Here is a 15,544-nt window from a genome sequence, read left to right on the forward strand (position 1 = left end):
AAAAACAATGAGGCAGGGACTGCCTTTTGAGCCTACCCATATCCATTCCCTCTGTCTGTAAAGACATACGCAGGCAAGGAAGGAGTTCGTAGGAAGCTCGCGACTTGAGTCGTGAGTAGTTCACAGGGTAAATTGCTTCATCCACATGGATCATATTCGCTTCCACCTTTCTGCTTCCATTCATACGAACTTGCGCTCACACAAACAGATGAAGTGGCTAAAATCCATTTCATCTATTTGTGTGAATTAGATGGTATAAGAGTGCACTATCCGGGCGTTTTCTTGGACAAAGCAGGTGCGCCTTTGGGTTGCAAATTGAATTTTGGTACAGTATAATAGCAGACAATGGAATCATGCAATAATAACAATGTTAAAAGAGGCCGCGTGCATTAAGAGTAAAACAATTTGTTTGAAAGGGATGTTCGCCGAAATACAGAGAAAATCTGCATTGGGACTAGGTTAAATAAGCCTAGCACTGTCTGTTCGATTTGCCCAAAATCGTCCGTGAAGTACTTTTAATGTTGTGGGCAGAAGGAAGCTAGATTATAGAGCCTTTTGCTTTATAGTCTATTTTTTGCGTTTCGGGAGAAATTAGGCTGTTATTGGTTCGGTGATCACTATGCTTGGAGGGATGGGGAACGATATAATACGCTGGTTATTTTTTTGATGACATAAAGAAAAATGCATATACTATTAGGAGGAAAAAAGATGACAGGAAAAACATTCAAAAAAACGTTCGCAGTATTGTTTGGCTTATTTGTATTGGCGGGATGCGGAAATGGAGCGACTAAAGACTCATCAGCCACAGCCGGTACAAGCTCCGCTGGTTCGGAAAAGTTTGTCGTAGGTATGGAAGCTGGGTATCCGCCTTTCAACTGGACCCAAAACGATGACAGCAACGGTGCAGTGAAAATCGATGGCGCGGATGGCTATGCCGGTGGTTATGACGTCCAAATGGCTAAAAAAGTTGCTGAAGGACTGGGCAAAAAATTGGTCATCGTCAAGACGGAATGGGACGGATTGGTTCCGGCCTTGGTTTCATCGAAAATCGATGCCATCGTAGCAGGGATGTCTCCGACTGACGCGCGTAAGGAAGCCATTGACTTTACGGATTCTTATTACACGACTGAATTGGTTATGGTTGTGAAATCAGATGGCGCTTATGCCAATGCGACAAAATTATCCGACTTCTCGGGAGCAAAAGTGACTGCCCAATTGAATACATTGCACTACGATGTGATCGATCAGATCAAGGATGTTAAAAAACAACCGGCAATGGATAGCTTCACATCCATGCGTGTAGCCTTGGAATCAGGCACCATCGATGCGTATGTATCAGAACGTCCGGAAGCCTTAAGTGCTTCGGCTGCCAACCCTGCATTTAAAATGATTGAATTGGACAAGGCTGATACTTTTGAATTGGCACCGGCAGATTCGGAAATCGCCATCGGATTGATCAAAGGCAGTGAATTGAAAGACAAAATCAATGCAATCTTGAGCGGCATCACAGCAGAAGAACGCGTTCAAATGATGAAAGATGCTGTTTTGAATCAGCCGTCAGCTAAGTAAGGCAAGCAAAATAGGTCGTTAAGAGGGAGTTTAAGAAATGGATTTTAGTTGGGTTATCCGGATCGTCGAAGAAAACTGGAGACAGTTTTTATCCGGTTCGTGGACAACGTTATATATTGCTTTAACAGGGACAATCATCGGATTGGGTATCGGATTGTTGATTGGTGTCATCCGGACGATTCCGGTTGCGGAATCCGGATGGAAAAAACCTGGATATAAAATCGTTAATTTCCTGTTGTCTTGTTACATCGAGATTTTCCGTGGGACTCCGATGATTGTGCAATCCATGGTCATCTATTACGGAGCCGCATTGGCATTCAATATCGACATGAACCGTATTGTTGCCGCACTTCTGATCGTGTCCATCAATACGGGTGCCTATATGTCTGAAATTGTGCGCGGGGGAATCATTTCGATCGATAAGGGACAATTTGAAGCGGCGCAGGCAATTGGTATGAACCATTTGCAAACTATGAGGAATGTCGTCATGCCCCAAGTGATCCGCAATATTTTACCGGCAACCGGTAATGAATTTGTCATCAACATCAAAGATACATCGGTGCTGAATGTTATTTCCGTTTCGGAATTGTTCTTCACGACTAAATCCATCGCAGGGAATAATTTCCGCTACTTTGAATCATTCTTCGTAGCCTCCCTGATTTATTTCGTCATGACTTTTACGATAACACGCATCTTGCGTGCGCTTGAAAGGAAAATGCAAGGGCCGGACAACTATCTTATGATGGGTGCTGGGCAAGATCAATTGACGACACCGGAATCGTTGGCCGTCAAAAAGCAAGCTGGAAGAGACAGAGCAAATTAATTGGGATAGGAGGGGTAACGCGATGGGAAAAGTAATTGATATACAGCATTTAAAGAAAAACTTCGGTCAGCATGAAGTATTGAAAGATATTGATTTCAGCGTCAATAAAGGGGAAGTCGTGTGTATCATCGGCTCATCCGGTTCCGGGAAATCGACCTTATTGCGGTGCATTAACCTCTTGGAAAAACCGACAGCTGGCGAAATCATCTACAATGGCGAGAATATTTTGGACTCCAAACATGACATTTTTGCGTACCGCAGCAAATTAGGCATGGTTTTCCAACAATTCAACCTATTCAACAACATGGATGTTTTGCATAATTGCACGGTAGGACCTGCCAAAATATTGAAGCAACCTGAGGAGGCAGCGAAGAAAATCGCGATGGGTTATCTCGAACAGGTCGGGATGGAGAATTTCATCAATGCCAAACCAGAACAGTTATCGGGTGGGCAAAAACAACGTGTCGCAATCGCGCGAGCATTGTCAATGAAGCCGGATGCGCTGCTGTTTGATGAGCCGACGTCCGCGTTGGACCCCGAGATGGTGGGGGAAGTATTGAAAGTCATGAAAGATTTGGCGAACAGCGGTTTGACCATGATTGTGGTTACCCATGAAATGGAATTTGCGAAAGAAGTTTCTGACCGCGTGATTTTCATGGACCAAGGAGTCATTCTGGAACAAGGTTCTCCGGATGACATCTTCAATCATCCAAAAGAAGTCCGCACCAAGCAATTCTTGGAAAGATATTTGTCGAAATAGAAAAAAGAAGAACGGATAGGTATTGAAACCCTATCCGTTCTTCTTTTTTTGCATCACTGCTCATTCGATGATGATGACGTCGTCATCGACCGAGAATGGCGATTCTGCGTTGATGTGGTCATAAAACATGATGCCGTTCAAATGATCGATTTCATGCTGGACTACAATCGCATGGTAACCCTTGTAGCGGGCTTTACAGCTATTGCCTTTTTCGTCCTGGAAAGTTACGGTGATCCGGCTATGCCTTACGACAAAACCAGGAACTTCGCGGTCTACAGATAGACAGCCTTCACCGCCTTTTAGACAGGCGCTTTCGATGGCGTGGCTGATGATTTTGGGGTTGAACATCACTTTTTCCAATTCCGGCGGATCGTCTTCGTATTCACCGGGTATCAATAAGGCGATTATGCGTTTTGAAACGTCGATCTGCGGCGCTGCCAATCCAACACCAGCGCGTAAGTCCAGCTCTTCAGCAATTTTTTCATCTTGGCTGTTCCTCAGGAATTGCATCATTTCTTCTGCAACCTTTTTATCAGCATCAGACAACGGGAAAGAAACTTCATCAGCGACTCTTCTTAAAGTCGGATGCCCTTCACGGATAATATCGTCCATGGTAATCATGCGTGCATTACTCCTTTGTATCTTTATAGTAGCGAAATGATTAAACGGACAAACCTTAAAACACTTCATATGTAATAGTACACGTTACGAAAAAAAAAAGCCAGTGACTTATTTCTTGTCAATCCTCACATTAGTGTGTAAAATGAGAAAATGAAAAGAATGGTTATACCGCTATTGGTATTACAGTGCTTTTCTGAAAAATTGATGCCGAAAGAAGAGATGAAAATATGACAGCAGCAAAAAAATATATCGAACAAGTCTACAAAAAGGTAGAAGACAGAGGCCCACACCAAACTGAATTCCTACAAGCAGTAAGAGAGTTATTTGATACCCTTGAACCTGCTTTAGAAAAGAATCCGCAATACATCAAGTGGAATATCCTGGAAAGACTGGTCGAACCAGAGCGCATCATCACATTCCGTATCCCGTGGATGGATGACAAAGGCGAAGTTCAAGTCAATAAAGGATTCCGTGTTCAATTCAACTCGGCAATCGGACCTTACAAAGGCGGCTTGCGTTTCCATCCGACTGTCAATGAGAGTATTTTGAAATTCTTGGGTTTTGAACAAATTTTCAAAAACAGCTTGACCGGATTGCCTATCGGGGGCGGTAAAGGCGGTTCCGACTTCGATCCTAAAGGGAAAACGGATGCTGAGGTTATGCGTTTTTGTCAATCATTCATGACGGAACTGCAAAAACATATCGGGCCGACTATCGATGTTCCAGCCGGCGATATCGGGGTAGGCGGACGCGAAATTGGCTACTTGTATGGCCAATACAAGCGCCTGAACGGTGCCGAAGCGGGTGTATTGACCGGTAAACCGGTTGTTATGAACGGCAGTTTAGCACGTACCGAAGCTACAGGATATGGTCTGGTGTATTACACACAAGAAATGCTGAAAGCGAACGGGAAAGCATTCAAAGATCAAAAAGTTGTTGTTTCAGGAAGCGGCAATGTTGCTATCTACGCAATCGAAAAAGTTCACGAATTTGGCGGCACCGTTGTGGCGTGTTCCGATTCAAACGGATATATCTACGATGAAGCAGGTATCGATGTGGCCTTGTTGCAGGATATCAAAGAAGTTCGTCGGGAACGTCTGACAGCGTATGCTGCTGAAAAAGAGACAGCGACTTACTATGCAGGTAGTGTTTGGGACTTCGATTTGGCATATGATATCGCGTTGCCGTGTGCTACACAAAATGAAATCGGTAAAGAGCAAGCGGAAAGATTGGTTAAGGCAGGCGTTTATTGTGTCAGCGAAGGGGCAAACATGCCGAGTACGCTTGAAGCCGTTCATATCTACGCAGAAAACAACGTCTATTATGGACCGGCTAAAGCGGCCAATGCAGGTGGCGTAGCAACTTCAGCGCTTGAAATGGCGCAAAACAGTGCGCACAGCCACTGGACGTTTGAAGAAGTGGATAATAAGCTGAAAGAGATCATGGAGAACATCTTTAAAACAGCAGAAAAAACAGCTGAAGCATACGGAATGGCAGGGAATTATTTGGCTGGCGCTAATATTGCTGCTTTTGTACAGGTTGCAGATGCTATGATGTATCAAGGATTAGTCTAAAAAAATGATGAGAAAAAGCTATTTCAGTTCTGAAATAGCTTTTTTTTTTCGCCTTTTTTGGGCTTATTTCAATGTTTCATTTTTTTGTAACAATTAATAAGATTGTGATTTCATGAATGAATTAAATTTTTAGGGGGGGGCGGAAAAAAGATGATTGTCTTTATTTTGAAAGTGCGAAAACAGCATGCGTGAATGGGAATGAAATTCAGAAAAAACTGTTATAGCTTTGAAAGCCTATTCTGTCAATCGTTTTAGTTTAAGGTATAATACAGAATATTTCCGTATATAATACAGTTTTATTGGAGTTGATAGATGGATGATAATTGGAAATATAATAGAAACGGATAAATAAGCAGATGATATTGCTGTTCCGGGTTCGTTAAACAATGAGCATTTAAATTAATTGGAGCGCTTACAAATAAGCGGTAATCGATTTTCTGGATGTGGGATGTGAAGCGGAGCTTTTGTCCTTGCATAAATTTCTTTGGCATGGTAAATTGTTCGTGTAATAGCTGAGGGCTGATACAGTTCAACTCAGCTGTATAAACATCATTCGATGGATATGAAATTTTTAAGGAAAAGAGAGGAATGTGTTAGCATGGCTACGAAAAAAACAACTATTGATCTTGACGCATTATTAAGCAGCACAAACACAGATTTTCGCATGGTTCAAATCATGGACGAAGAAGGGAACATTGTAAATCCTGACCTTATGCCAGATTTATCTGATGAACAATTAGTTCAATTCATGACAGATATGGTATGGTCCAGAATTTTACACGAACGTTCAACTGCTTTAAACCGTCAAGGTAGATTAGGGTTCTATGCTCCAACTGCAGGACAGGAAGCTAGTCAATTGGGAAGTATCGCAGCAATCGAAAAGGAAGACGTTTTGCTTCCTGGTTACCGTGATGTTCCGCAATTAATCAAACACGGCTTACCTTTAGCGCAAGCATTCTTATGGTCAAGAGGCCATGTTGATGGAAATAAATATGCAGCAGACCTGCAAGCCTTGCCTCCTCAAATCATCATCGGTGCACAATATGTACAATCTGCTGGTGTAGCTTTAGGATTGAAAAAACGTAACAAGAAAAATGTTGCAATCACTTATACAGGTGACGGCGGTACATCACAAGGGGACTTCTATGAAGGAATCAACTTTGCTGGTGCTTACAAAGCTCCTGGCATCTTCGTTGTCCAAAACAACGGTTGGGCAATTTCGACACCTCGTCACGTGCAAACTGCAGCTCCAACATTGGCTCAAAAGGCTGTGGCTGCCGGTATTCCTGGTATTCAGGTTGACGGTATGGACTTCCTGGCTGTTTATGCTGTTACGAAAAAAGCGAGAGAATATGCTGTGGCCGGAAATGGCCCTGTGTTGATCGAAACAATCACTTACCGTTTTGGACCGCATACTTTATCTGGTGATGATCCAACGCGTTACCGTGACACTGCTGAATTAGAAGGTTGGCAAGCAAAAGACCCTCTAATCCGTATGCGTAAATACTTGACTGCAAAAGGACTTTGGTCTGAAGAGAAAGAAAATGAAGTCATCGAAGCTACTAAAGAAGAAATTAAAGAAGCCATCAAAGAAGCTGACCAAGCACCGAAACAAAAAGTTTCTGATTTCTTGAAGAGTATGTTTGAAGAACCAACGATAACAATCGCAGAACAAATCAAACAGTTTGAAGCAAAGGAGAATAAATAATCATGGCACAACTTACAATGATTCAAGCCATCACTGATGCACTTGCAATTGAACTTGAAAACGATCCTAACGTCCTGATATTTGGGGAAGACGTAGGTAAAAACGGCGGCGTATTCCGCGCCACGCAAGGACTTCAAGAAAAATTCGGTGAGGACCGTGTATTTGATACTCCTTTAGCTGAATCTGGTATCGGCGGATTGGCATTTGGTTTAGCTTTGGAAGGGTTCCGTCCTGTTCCGGAAATCCAATTCTTCGGTTTTGTCTTTGAAGTAATGGATTCAATCGTGGCACAAGCTGCACGTACGCGTTACCGTATGGCTGGAACACGCAATATTCCGATCGTAATCCGTTCACCATTTGGCGGAGGCGTTCATACTCCTGAATTGCACTCGGATAATTTGGAAGGCTTAATGGCTCAATCACCAGGTATCAAAGTTGTTATCCCTTCAAATCCATACGATGCAAAAGGACTATTGATTTCAGCTATCCGTGATAACGATCCGGTTATTTTCTTGGAACATATGAAATTGTACCGTTCATTCCGCGAAGAAGTTCCTGCTGAAGCATACACTGTCCCTCTAGGAAAAGCAGCTATCACAAAAGAAGGTACTGACGTATCTGTCATTACCTATGGCGCTATGGTCCGCGAAGCGATCAAAGCAGCAGAAACGCTTGAAAAAGAAGGTATCTCGGTAGAGGTTGTCGATTTGCGTACAGTATCTCCATTGGATATCGAAACGATCATTGCTTCTGTAGAAAAAACTGGCCGTGTTGTTGTTGTCCAAGAGGCACAACGTCAAGCTGGCGTAGGCGCTATGGTGATGTCTGAAATCGCTGAAAGAGCAGTTCTTTCATTAGAAGCTCCTATCGGTCGTGTGGCTGCTCCAGACACTATCTTCCCGTTTGGCCAAGCAGAAACGCTTTGGTTGCCGAATGCATCAGATATCGAAGCCAAAGTTAGAGAAACTTATAATTTCTAATCATTGAAAGTTCGGACAAATACAATTCCGTGCAATCAGAATTGTATTTGTTCGCTTTCGTATGGGAGAAACCAAAAATAGATATTAATGAAGGGAAGTTAACAAAATGTCTTTTAAATTCAAATTGCCTGCATTGGGCGAAGGTATCATGGAAGGTGAAATCGTTTCTTGGTCAATCAAAGAAGGCGACACAATCAACGAAGATGACACTTTATTAGAAGTACAAAACGACAAATCAGTAGAAGAGATTCCCTCGCCAGTGACTGGCAAAGTCTTGAAAATCGTTGCACCAGTCGGGACGGTAGCCGTTATCGGCGATGTATTGGTGGAAATCGATGCGCCTGGTTATGAATCTGATGCAACTCCAGCGGCAACGCCTGCAGTAGCAACACCTGCAACACCGGCAGCAACACCAGCAGCTACCGGCGGTTACTTCCAATTCAAATTGCCTGCATTGGGCGAAGGCATCATGGAAGGTGAAATCGTTTCTTGGTCTATCAAAGAAGGCGATACAATCAACGAAGATGACACTTTGGTCGAAGTGCAAAACGACAAATCAGTGGAGGAGATCCCATCTCCCGTAACTGGTAAAGTTGTTCGCATCGTTGCACCAGTAGGTACAGTAGCCGTCATCGGTGATGTATTAGTGGAAATCGACGCACCTGGTCATAACGGTCCTGCAGCAGCGGCACCAGCAGCTCAAACAGCCGCAGCGGTTTCAGCAGCACCAATGGTAAGCGGCGTGGTTGCGGCTTCAAACCCTAACAAACAAGTATTGGCTATGCCTTCCGTTCGTCAATATGCGCGTGAAAAAGGCGTTGACATCAGCTTAGTTGTTGCTACCGGCAAAGGTGGGCGTGTCGTTAAAGAAGACATCGATAACTTCGGTTCAGCAGCGCCAGCACAAACACAAGCAGCTGTATCTGCTTCAGCAACAACAGTTGCAGCGGCAACGACTTCGGCTTCAGCAGCACCTGCAGCGCCAGCGCAACCATTCACTTCAACAATGGGCGAAATGGAAACACGTGAAAAAATGTCTCCAACAAGAAAAGCAATTGCAAAAGCAATGGTAAACAGCAAGCATACGGCACCGCATGTAACTTTATTCGATGAAGTTGAAGTTTCTAAACTTTGGGATCACCGTAAGAAATTCAAAGACGTTGCTGCAGCGCAAGGAACAAAACTTACTTTCTTGCCGTACGTCGTTAAAGCGTTGGCGGCTACAGTCCGTGAATTCCCTATCTTGAATGCTTCTATCGATGATGCTGCACAAGAAATCGTCCTTAAAAACTACATCAATATCGGTATCGCAACAGATACGGATAATGGTTTGTATGTCCCTAACGTGAAGAACGCTAATACGAAAGGCATGTTCAAAATCGCTGATGAAATCAACGCAATGGCAGCCCAAGCACATGAAGGCAAATTAGCTGCAGCTGATATGAGAAACGGTTCTGTAACAATCAGTAACATCGGTTCTGTCGGCGGCGGATTCTTTACGCCAGTCATCAATTACCCTGAAGTAGCTATCTTGGGTGTAGGTACCATTGCACAACAAGCTATCGTTAACGCTGAAGGCGAATTAGCAGTTGGTCGCGTAATGAAATTATCATTGAGCTTCGACCACCGTATCGTTGATGGCGCTACAGCCCAGAAGGCAATGAACAACATCAAGAGATTATTGGCTGATCCAGAATTATTATTAATGGAAGGGTGAGGATAAACAATGGTAGTAGGAGATTTCCCGATTGATTTAGATACAGTTGTTGTAGGAGCAGGACCTGGCGGCTATGTGGCTGCCATCCGCGCTGCGCAATTAGGACAAAAAGTAGCGATCATCGAAAGAGAATGGATCGGAGGCGTTTGTTTAAACGTCGGCTGCATCCCTTCTAAAGCCTTGATTTCTGCAGGCCATCATTACCAAGAAGCTTTGGATTCATCTGTTTTCGGTGTGACAACCGAAAATGTGAAACTGGACTTCACAAAAACACAAGAATGGAAAGACAACAAGGTCGTTAAAACATTGACGAACGGCGTTGAATACTTGTTGAAGAAAAACAAAGTTGAAATCATCCGTGGAAATGCTTTCTTCAATGACGGCGAAACATTGCGTGTTTTCACTGCTGATGCAGCACAAACGTATACTTTCAAAAATGCGATCATCGCTACGGGAAGCCGCCCGATCGAAATCAAAGGCTTCAAATTCGGCGGACGCGTCATCGATTCGACTGGCGGGTTGAACTTGACGGAAGTTCCTAAAAAATTGGTCATCGTCGGTGGCGGTGTCATCGGAACTGAACTAGGCGGAGCATACGCTAACCTAGGCGCAGAAGTTACCATTCTGGAAGGCTCTCCACAAATTCTGCCTACATTCGAAAAAGATATGGTTAAATTCGTTGAGAAATCATTCCAAGAAAAAGGCGTTACGGTTGTTACCAAAGCAATGGCTAAAGAAGCCGTTGATAACGGAGACAGCGTAACCGTTAAATATGAAGCAAACGGTAAGGAAGAATCTATCGAAGCTGATTACGTTATGGTTACTGTAGGCCGTCGCCCGAATACGGATGATTTAGGTCTTGAAGTGGTCGGCGTTGAAATGACCGATCGCGGATTGGTCAAAGTCGACAACCAAGGCCGCACAAACGTGAAACATATCTTCGCAATCGGAGACATCGTTCCGGGTGCGGCATTGGCTCATAAAGCCAGCTACGAAGCTAAAATTGCTGCTGAAGCGATTTCTGGACATCCTTCTGCCGTTGATTACCGCGCGATGCCTGGTGTGGCATTCACGGATCCTGAATTAGCTACCATCGGCCTTACTGCAGCTGAAGCGAAAGACAAAGGGCTTGATGTCAAAGCATCTAAATTCCCATTATCCGGAAATGGACGTGCTTTATCATTGAATCAAACGGAAGGCTTCGTCCGTCTTGTTACAACCAAAGAAGGCAACGTTCTGGTTGGTGCACAAGTTGCCGGCGTCAACGCAAGCGAAGTGATCGCTGAACTCGGTTTGGCAATCGAAGCGGGAATGAACGCGGAAGATATCGCATTGACAATCCACGGTCATCCATCATTATCAGAAACGATTATGGATGCTGCTGAATTGGCATTGGGTATGCCTATTCACATCTAATCTCACATTTGAAATATTTAGGAGGGCCCGAAGCTTGTATTCGGGTCTTCTTTTTTTTATACTTAGGATTAATGAGGGAATACAATTGGAGGAAAGAAAATGCAAAACTATGATTATCCATTTGAAGTGGAATGGTCTCAAGAAGAAATAGTCAAAGTCATCAAATTATGGAATGCGGTCGAAGCCGCCTATGAGAAAGGCATCAAAAAAGCTGAGTTCATGCGGGCGTACCGCGAATTCAAAACAGTCCTCCCATCCACCGGCGAAGAGAAGAAATACGGCAATATGTTCGAAAAAGAATCCAGCTATTCGCTTTACAGAGTGCTGCAGGCAGTGAAGAACAGCGGCAAGGATACTATTTTTCTGGGTGAAGACAAAAAATAACGGGAAGGCCCGTTGATAGCCGACTATAGCGAAGGGAGCGGTTTCGTTGGATCGAATCGAAAAAAGAGATGGTCTCATTAAAATGTGGATGAGAGAAGCTGCAGGTTTGCTGAAGGCATCTTTTCATGAAAAATTGGAGATTCAAGAAAAAACTTCCCGCACAGATTTGGTCACGAACATGGATAAGACGATTGAACTGTTTTTATATGAAAAAATCAGTGCCGCTTTTCCTGATGAACGGATTATGGGCGAAGAGACCATAGGGCATGATATAACGGATTTAAAAGGGATTGTCTGGATTGTCGATCCGATCGACGGAACCTTGAATTTTATTAAACAACAATCGAATTTTGCCATCATGATTGGCGTCTATGAGAATGGGGAGGGTCGCCTAGGCTACATCTACGATGTCATGCATGATGAAATGTTTTGGGCAATCAAAGGTAAGGGCGCCTTTTGCAATGGCAAGCGCCTGAAAAAGATAGAAGATATTCCTTTGGCGGAAGGATTAGTGGCGATCAGCCATCGTTTGATCGCCGCTGATGAAGATGAGGCCCGTAAAATCGGGAAAGCGAGCAGCGGTCTGCGCATGGTCGGGTCAGCTGGCTTGGAGACGGCGTTGGTCGCTTCTGGGAAATTGGTGGCCTACATCGCACCTTCGCTGGCTCCGTGGGATATTGCTGCAGGCAAGATCATCGCGGAAGAGGTAGGCCTCGTATACAGACAGTTGAACGGGCAGTCAATCAATCTTTTAAAGAATAATGCGGTGATTGTAGCTACTCCCTTCACTTATCAAGAGATAATGGCCAACTTTTCTGTCGGGCAGTTATGAAATGTATTTTTTGGTTCCGGACAAGAAGAGCGTAATGTTAAATATTGCATTACGTTCTTTTTTGTTATCGCTAGCAATGTTATAAAATCTCGCATTGCATCTTGGATTGATGTTAACAATGCATCCCCCGTTTTTGCGAGCACAAAAAATAATTCACATGAAAATAATGTGAATAATCACAAAATGTGAACAAAATGAATAATTAATGAGAAAAATGAGTAAAAAAATGTGGAGTTAAACGGTTCAAAAAAAGAGGATGATATACGCGGGGAAATTATACAAGAGATGTATTTTTCGCAAATATGACATTAGGATGTGAGGATTTAACTAAAAATTTTTAGATGGATATTGGTAATATTAGCTGAAATGTTTACAATTAAAGGAAATATGAGTATAATTTCCGTATTCAATGAATTTGAAAGATGATAAAACGGGAGGTTATTTTGTGGAAAAGCATAATCAAAATGTATTGGCTTCTTTTAGTTTGGATAATCATCAGTATGATTACTATAAATTAAAAAAATTAGAAATAAATGAGAATATCGAAATCGGGAAATTACCTTTTTCCATACGTGTGTTGCTGGAATCTTTGCTGCGACAAGTTGGAGAAAGTGGCATCAAGCCAGAACATATCGTCAGCCTAGCTAACTGGTCAGCAACTGGGAAAAATGAAGGTGAAATACCTTTTAAACCGGCGCGTGTCATTTTGCAGGATTTCACTGGGGTTCCGGCCGTGGTTGATTTAGCCTCCTTAAGAAAGACGGTTTACGACTTGGGTGGGGATCCTGACTTGATCAACCCTGAAGTTCCGGTTGATTTGGTCATCGACCATTCGGTGCAGGTCGATTCTTACGGATCACCACAAGCCTTATTGGCAAATATGCGTATGGAATTTTTGCGCAATCAAGAACGGTATCAATTCCTGAGCTGGGCTCAAAAAGCATTCGATAACTATCGGGTTGTCCCTCCGGCAACGGGGATTGTCCACCAAGTGAACGTCGAATATTTGGCGTCCGTAGTTACAGAAAAAGAAATCAATGAAAATCAGTCTGTCCTTTATCCGGATACTTTAGTCGGTACAGACTCTCACACAACCATGGTGAATGCTTTAGGTGTCCTTGGTTGGGGTGTGGGTGGTATTGAAGCGGAAGCCAGCATGTTGGGGGAACCTTCTTATTTCCCGATTCCCGAAGTGGTGGGCGTCCGTTTTGTGAATGAGCTTAAAGAAGCGGCGACAGCTACCGACTTGGCTTTGAAAGTAACGCAGACATTGCGTGAATTAAAAGTGGTCGGAAAGTTTGTCGAATTCTTCGGTCCGGGATTGTCTTCCTTGACCTTGGCCGATCGCGCGACCATTGCCAATATGGCGCCTGAATATGGAGCTACTTGCGGTTTCTTCCCGGTCGATGACGAAGTGATCAATTACTTGAGATTGACGGGTAGAGATGAAAAACACATCCATGTTGTGGACGCATATGTTAAAGCAAACGATCTCTATTACAGTGCGGCGGATCCGGAACCGACTTATACGGTCGTGGTTGAGATCGACTTGAGTACAATTGAAGCGAACGTTGCGGGTCCAAAACGTCCGCAGGATCTAGTGCCGGTTTCAAAATTGAAAAAAGATTTCCAAACCGTTTTGCGGGCTCCAAAAGGAAATGCGGGATTCGGTTTGAATCAAGAAGAAATCGATAAGGTCGTTTCATTTGCCATCAATGATGAAACGGTCCAAATGAAGACTGGTGATATAGCCATAGCGGCCATCACCAGCTGTACAAACACCTCGAACCCTTATGTCATGTTAAGCGCCGGACTTTTGGCCAAACGTGCTGTTGAATTGGGCTTGACTGTCCCTAAATTTGTGAAGACGTCATTAGCGCCAGGGTCAAAAGTTGTGACGGCCTATTTGGATAATGCTGGGTTGTTGCCTTATTTGGAAAAACTTGGATTTGATATCGTAGGTTATGGCTGCACGACCTGCATCGGGAATTCCGGACCGTTATTGCCGGAAATAGAAGAGGCCATCAAAGCAAATGATCTGTTGGTTTCATCAGTCTTAAGCGGGAACCGGAATTTTGAAGGGCGCATTCACGCAGCAGTAAAAGCGAATTATTTGGCTTCGCCGCCATTGGTCGTAGCCTATGCTTTGGCCGGCACGATGGACATCGATTTGAAGACGGAACCGTTGGGACACAATCAGGATGGGCAACCCGTCTATCTTTCGGACCTATGGCCGGAAAGAAAAGCGGTTGAAGAGATGATTCAAGAATTTGTAACACCTGCATTGTTTAAAGAAGAATATTTGCATGTGTTTGATGATAACGCGGAATGGAATGCCATCGAAACGAATGACGATGCCTTGTACCAATGGGATGAGGAATCAACCTATATTGCCAATCCGCCATTCTTTGAAAATCTGTCACCCACTCCTGAACCAATAGAGGGATTAAAAGAACTGGCTATCTTAGCTAAATTTGGTGATTCGGTAACGACTGACCATATTTCGCCAGCCGGGTATATCGATGGCAGCACGCCAGCCGGTAAATATTTGTCTTCTAAAGGGTTGGGCGTTCGTGACTTCAACTCATATGGATCCAGAAGAGGAAACCATGAAGTGATGATGCGCGGTACGTTAGCGAATATCCGCATCCGCAACCAACTGGTTCCATCAAAAGAAGGCGGATTTACCGTCTACTGGCCGACGATGGAAGAGACGAGCATCTATGATGCATCAGAAAAATATCGTAATGACGGCACTGGTTTGGTCATTTTGGCTGGGGACGATTACGGGATGGGTTCTTCCCGCGACTGGGCAGCTAAAGGCGTAAAACTGTTGGGCGTTCAAGCTGTAATCGCGAAAAGCTATGAACGGATCCACCGCTCCAACTTGGTCATGATGGGAGTCTTGCCTTTGCAATTCAAAGAAGGCGAAGATGCGGATAGTTTAGGTCTGACAGGTTCAGAGAAAATTAATATTGCGTTACATGATGCTATCGGGATTCATGAGGAAGTTACCGTAGTAGCCGTGAAAGACAACGGGGAAGAGATTCGCTTCCAGACCGTTGCGCGTTTTGATTCTGAAGTGGATATGACGTATTATCGCCACGGCGGCATTTTGCCGATGGTTATTCGTAAAAAATTGGGTCATACAGTCTAAAGT

The 15,544-nt window shown here is 43.8% G+C and carries 10 protein-coding genes, 1 pseudogene and 1 riboswitch; of the genes and pseudogenes, 10 read left to right on the top strand and 1 reads right to left on the bottom strand.

What is annotated here, in order from left to right; genetic code table 11:
• Window positions 1-366 precede the first annotated feature (366 nt).
• Window positions 367-523, top strand: a riboswitch (Lysine riboswitch).
• A 185-nt stretch (window positions 524-708) separates the two neighbouring features.
• Both BM101_RS14335 and BM101_RS02580 read left to right on the top strand, forming a co-directional pair.
• A pseudogene (locus BM101_RS14335) lies at window positions 709-2,392 on the top strand (ABC transporter permease subunit).
• A gap of 22 nt (window positions 2,393-2,414) precedes the next feature.
• Entirely contained in the window at window positions 2,415-3,152 is a 738-nt protein-coding gene (locus BM101_RS02580) for an amino acid ABC transporter ATP-binding protein (protein ID WP_087030343.1), read from the top strand.
• A gap of 60 nt (window positions 3,153-3,212) precedes the next feature.
• Here BM101_RS02580 and def read toward each other — a convergent pair whose 3' ends face one another.
• On the bottom strand, window positions 3,213-3,773 hold the full coding sequence (gene def, locus BM101_RS02585) for a peptide deformylase (protein ID WP_087030346.1): 561 nt from the start codon (window positions 3,771-3,773) through the stop codon (window positions 3,213-3,215).
• A gap of 227 nt (window positions 3,774-4,000) precedes the next feature.
• Between def and gdhA the strand changes: the two genes are divergently transcribed.
• The 8 genes from gdhA (at window position 4,001) to acnA (ending at window position 15,541) form a co-directional block, all read left to right on the top strand.
• Window positions 4,001-5,347, top strand: a complete 1,347-nt coding sequence (gdhA, locus tag BM101_RS02590) for an NADP-specific glutamate dehydrogenase (protein ID WP_087030349.1) — start codon at window positions 4,001-4,003, stop codon at window positions 5,345-5,347.
• Between the two features lie 598 nt (window positions 5,348-5,945).
• Entirely contained in the window at window positions 5,946-7,055 is a 1,110-nt protein-coding gene (gene pdhA / locus BM101_RS02595) for a pyruvate dehydrogenase (acetyl-transferring) E1 component subunit alpha (RefSeq protein ID WP_087030351.1), read from the top strand.
• Window positions 7,056-7,057: 2 nt separating this feature from the next.
• Window positions 7,058-8,035 carry an alpha-ketoacid dehydrogenase subunit beta gene (locus BM101_RS02600; protein WP_087030354.1) on the top strand — a complete coding sequence of 326 codons (978 nt, stop codon included), beginning with the start codon at window positions 7,058-7,060 and terminating at the stop codon, window positions 8,033-8,035.
• A 106-nt stretch (window positions 8,036-8,141) separates the two neighbouring features.
• Entirely contained in the window at window positions 8,142-9,752 is a 1,611-nt protein-coding gene (locus tag BM101_RS02605; protein WP_087030357.1) for a 2-oxo acid dehydrogenase subunit E2, read from the top strand.
• A gap of 9 nt (window positions 9,753-9,761) precedes the next feature.
• On the top strand, window positions 9,762-11,168 hold the full coding sequence (gene lpdA, locus BM101_RS02610; protein WP_087030360.1) for a dihydrolipoyl dehydrogenase: 1,407 nt from the start codon (window positions 9,762-9,764) through the stop codon (window positions 11,166-11,168).
• Window positions 11,169-11,267: 99 nt separating this feature from the next.
• On the top strand, window positions 11,268-11,552 hold the full coding sequence (locus tag BM101_RS02615) for a UPF0223 family protein (protein WP_087030363.1): 285 nt from the start codon (window positions 11,268-11,270) through the stop codon (window positions 11,550-11,552).
• Between the two features lie 46 nt (window positions 11,553-11,598).
• On the top strand, window positions 11,599-12,384 hold the full coding sequence (locus tag BM101_RS02620) for an inositol monophosphatase family protein (protein WP_245825574.1): 786 nt from the start codon (window positions 11,599-11,601) through the stop codon (window positions 12,382-12,384).
• A 445-nt stretch (window positions 12,385-12,829) separates the two neighbouring features.
• Entirely contained in the window at window positions 12,830-15,541 is a 2,712-nt protein-coding gene (acnA, locus tag BM101_RS02625; RefSeq protein ID WP_409373489.1) for an aconitate hydratase AcnA, read from the top strand.
• The last annotated feature ends 3 nt before the right edge of the window (window positions 15,542-15,544 follow it).

It is taken from the genome of Trichococcus palustris (assembly GCF_900114465.1).
GTDB classification, from domain to species: domain Bacteria; phylum Bacillota; class Bacilli; order Lactobacillales; family Aerococcaceae; genus Trichococcus; species Trichococcus palustris.

Excerpts from the sequence above, each read along its gene's own strand:
- def (WP_087030346.1), bottom strand. The coding sequence starts at position 3,773 with ATGATTACCATGGACGATATTATCCGTGAAGGGCATCCGACTTTAAGA.
- BM101_RS02615 (WP_087030363.1), top strand. The coding sequence starts at position 11,268 with ATGCAAAACTATGATTATCCATTTGAAGTGGAATGGTCTCAAGAAGAA.
- BM101_RS02580 (WP_087030343.1), top strand. The coding sequence starts at position 2,415 with ATGGGAAAAGTAATTGATATACAGCATTTAAAGAAAAACTTCGGTCAG.
- BM101_RS02600 (WP_087030354.1), top strand. The coding sequence starts at position 7,058 with ATGGCACAACTTACAATGATTCAAGCCATCACTGATGCACTTGCAATT.
- gdhA (WP_087030349.1), top strand. The coding sequence starts at position 4,001 with ATGACAGCAGCAAAAAAATATATCGAACAAGTCTACAAAAAGGTAGAA.
- BM101_RS02605 (WP_087030357.1), top strand. The coding sequence starts at position 8,142 with ATGTCTTTTAAATTCAAATTGCCTGCATTGGGCGAAGGTATCATGGAA.
- lpdA (WP_087030360.1), top strand. The coding sequence starts at position 9,762 with ATGGTAGTAGGAGATTTCCCGATTGATTTAGATACAGTTGTTGTAGGA.
- pdhA (WP_087030351.1), top strand. The coding sequence starts at position 5,946 with ATGGCTACGAAAAAAACAACTATTGATCTTGACGCATTATTAAGCAGC.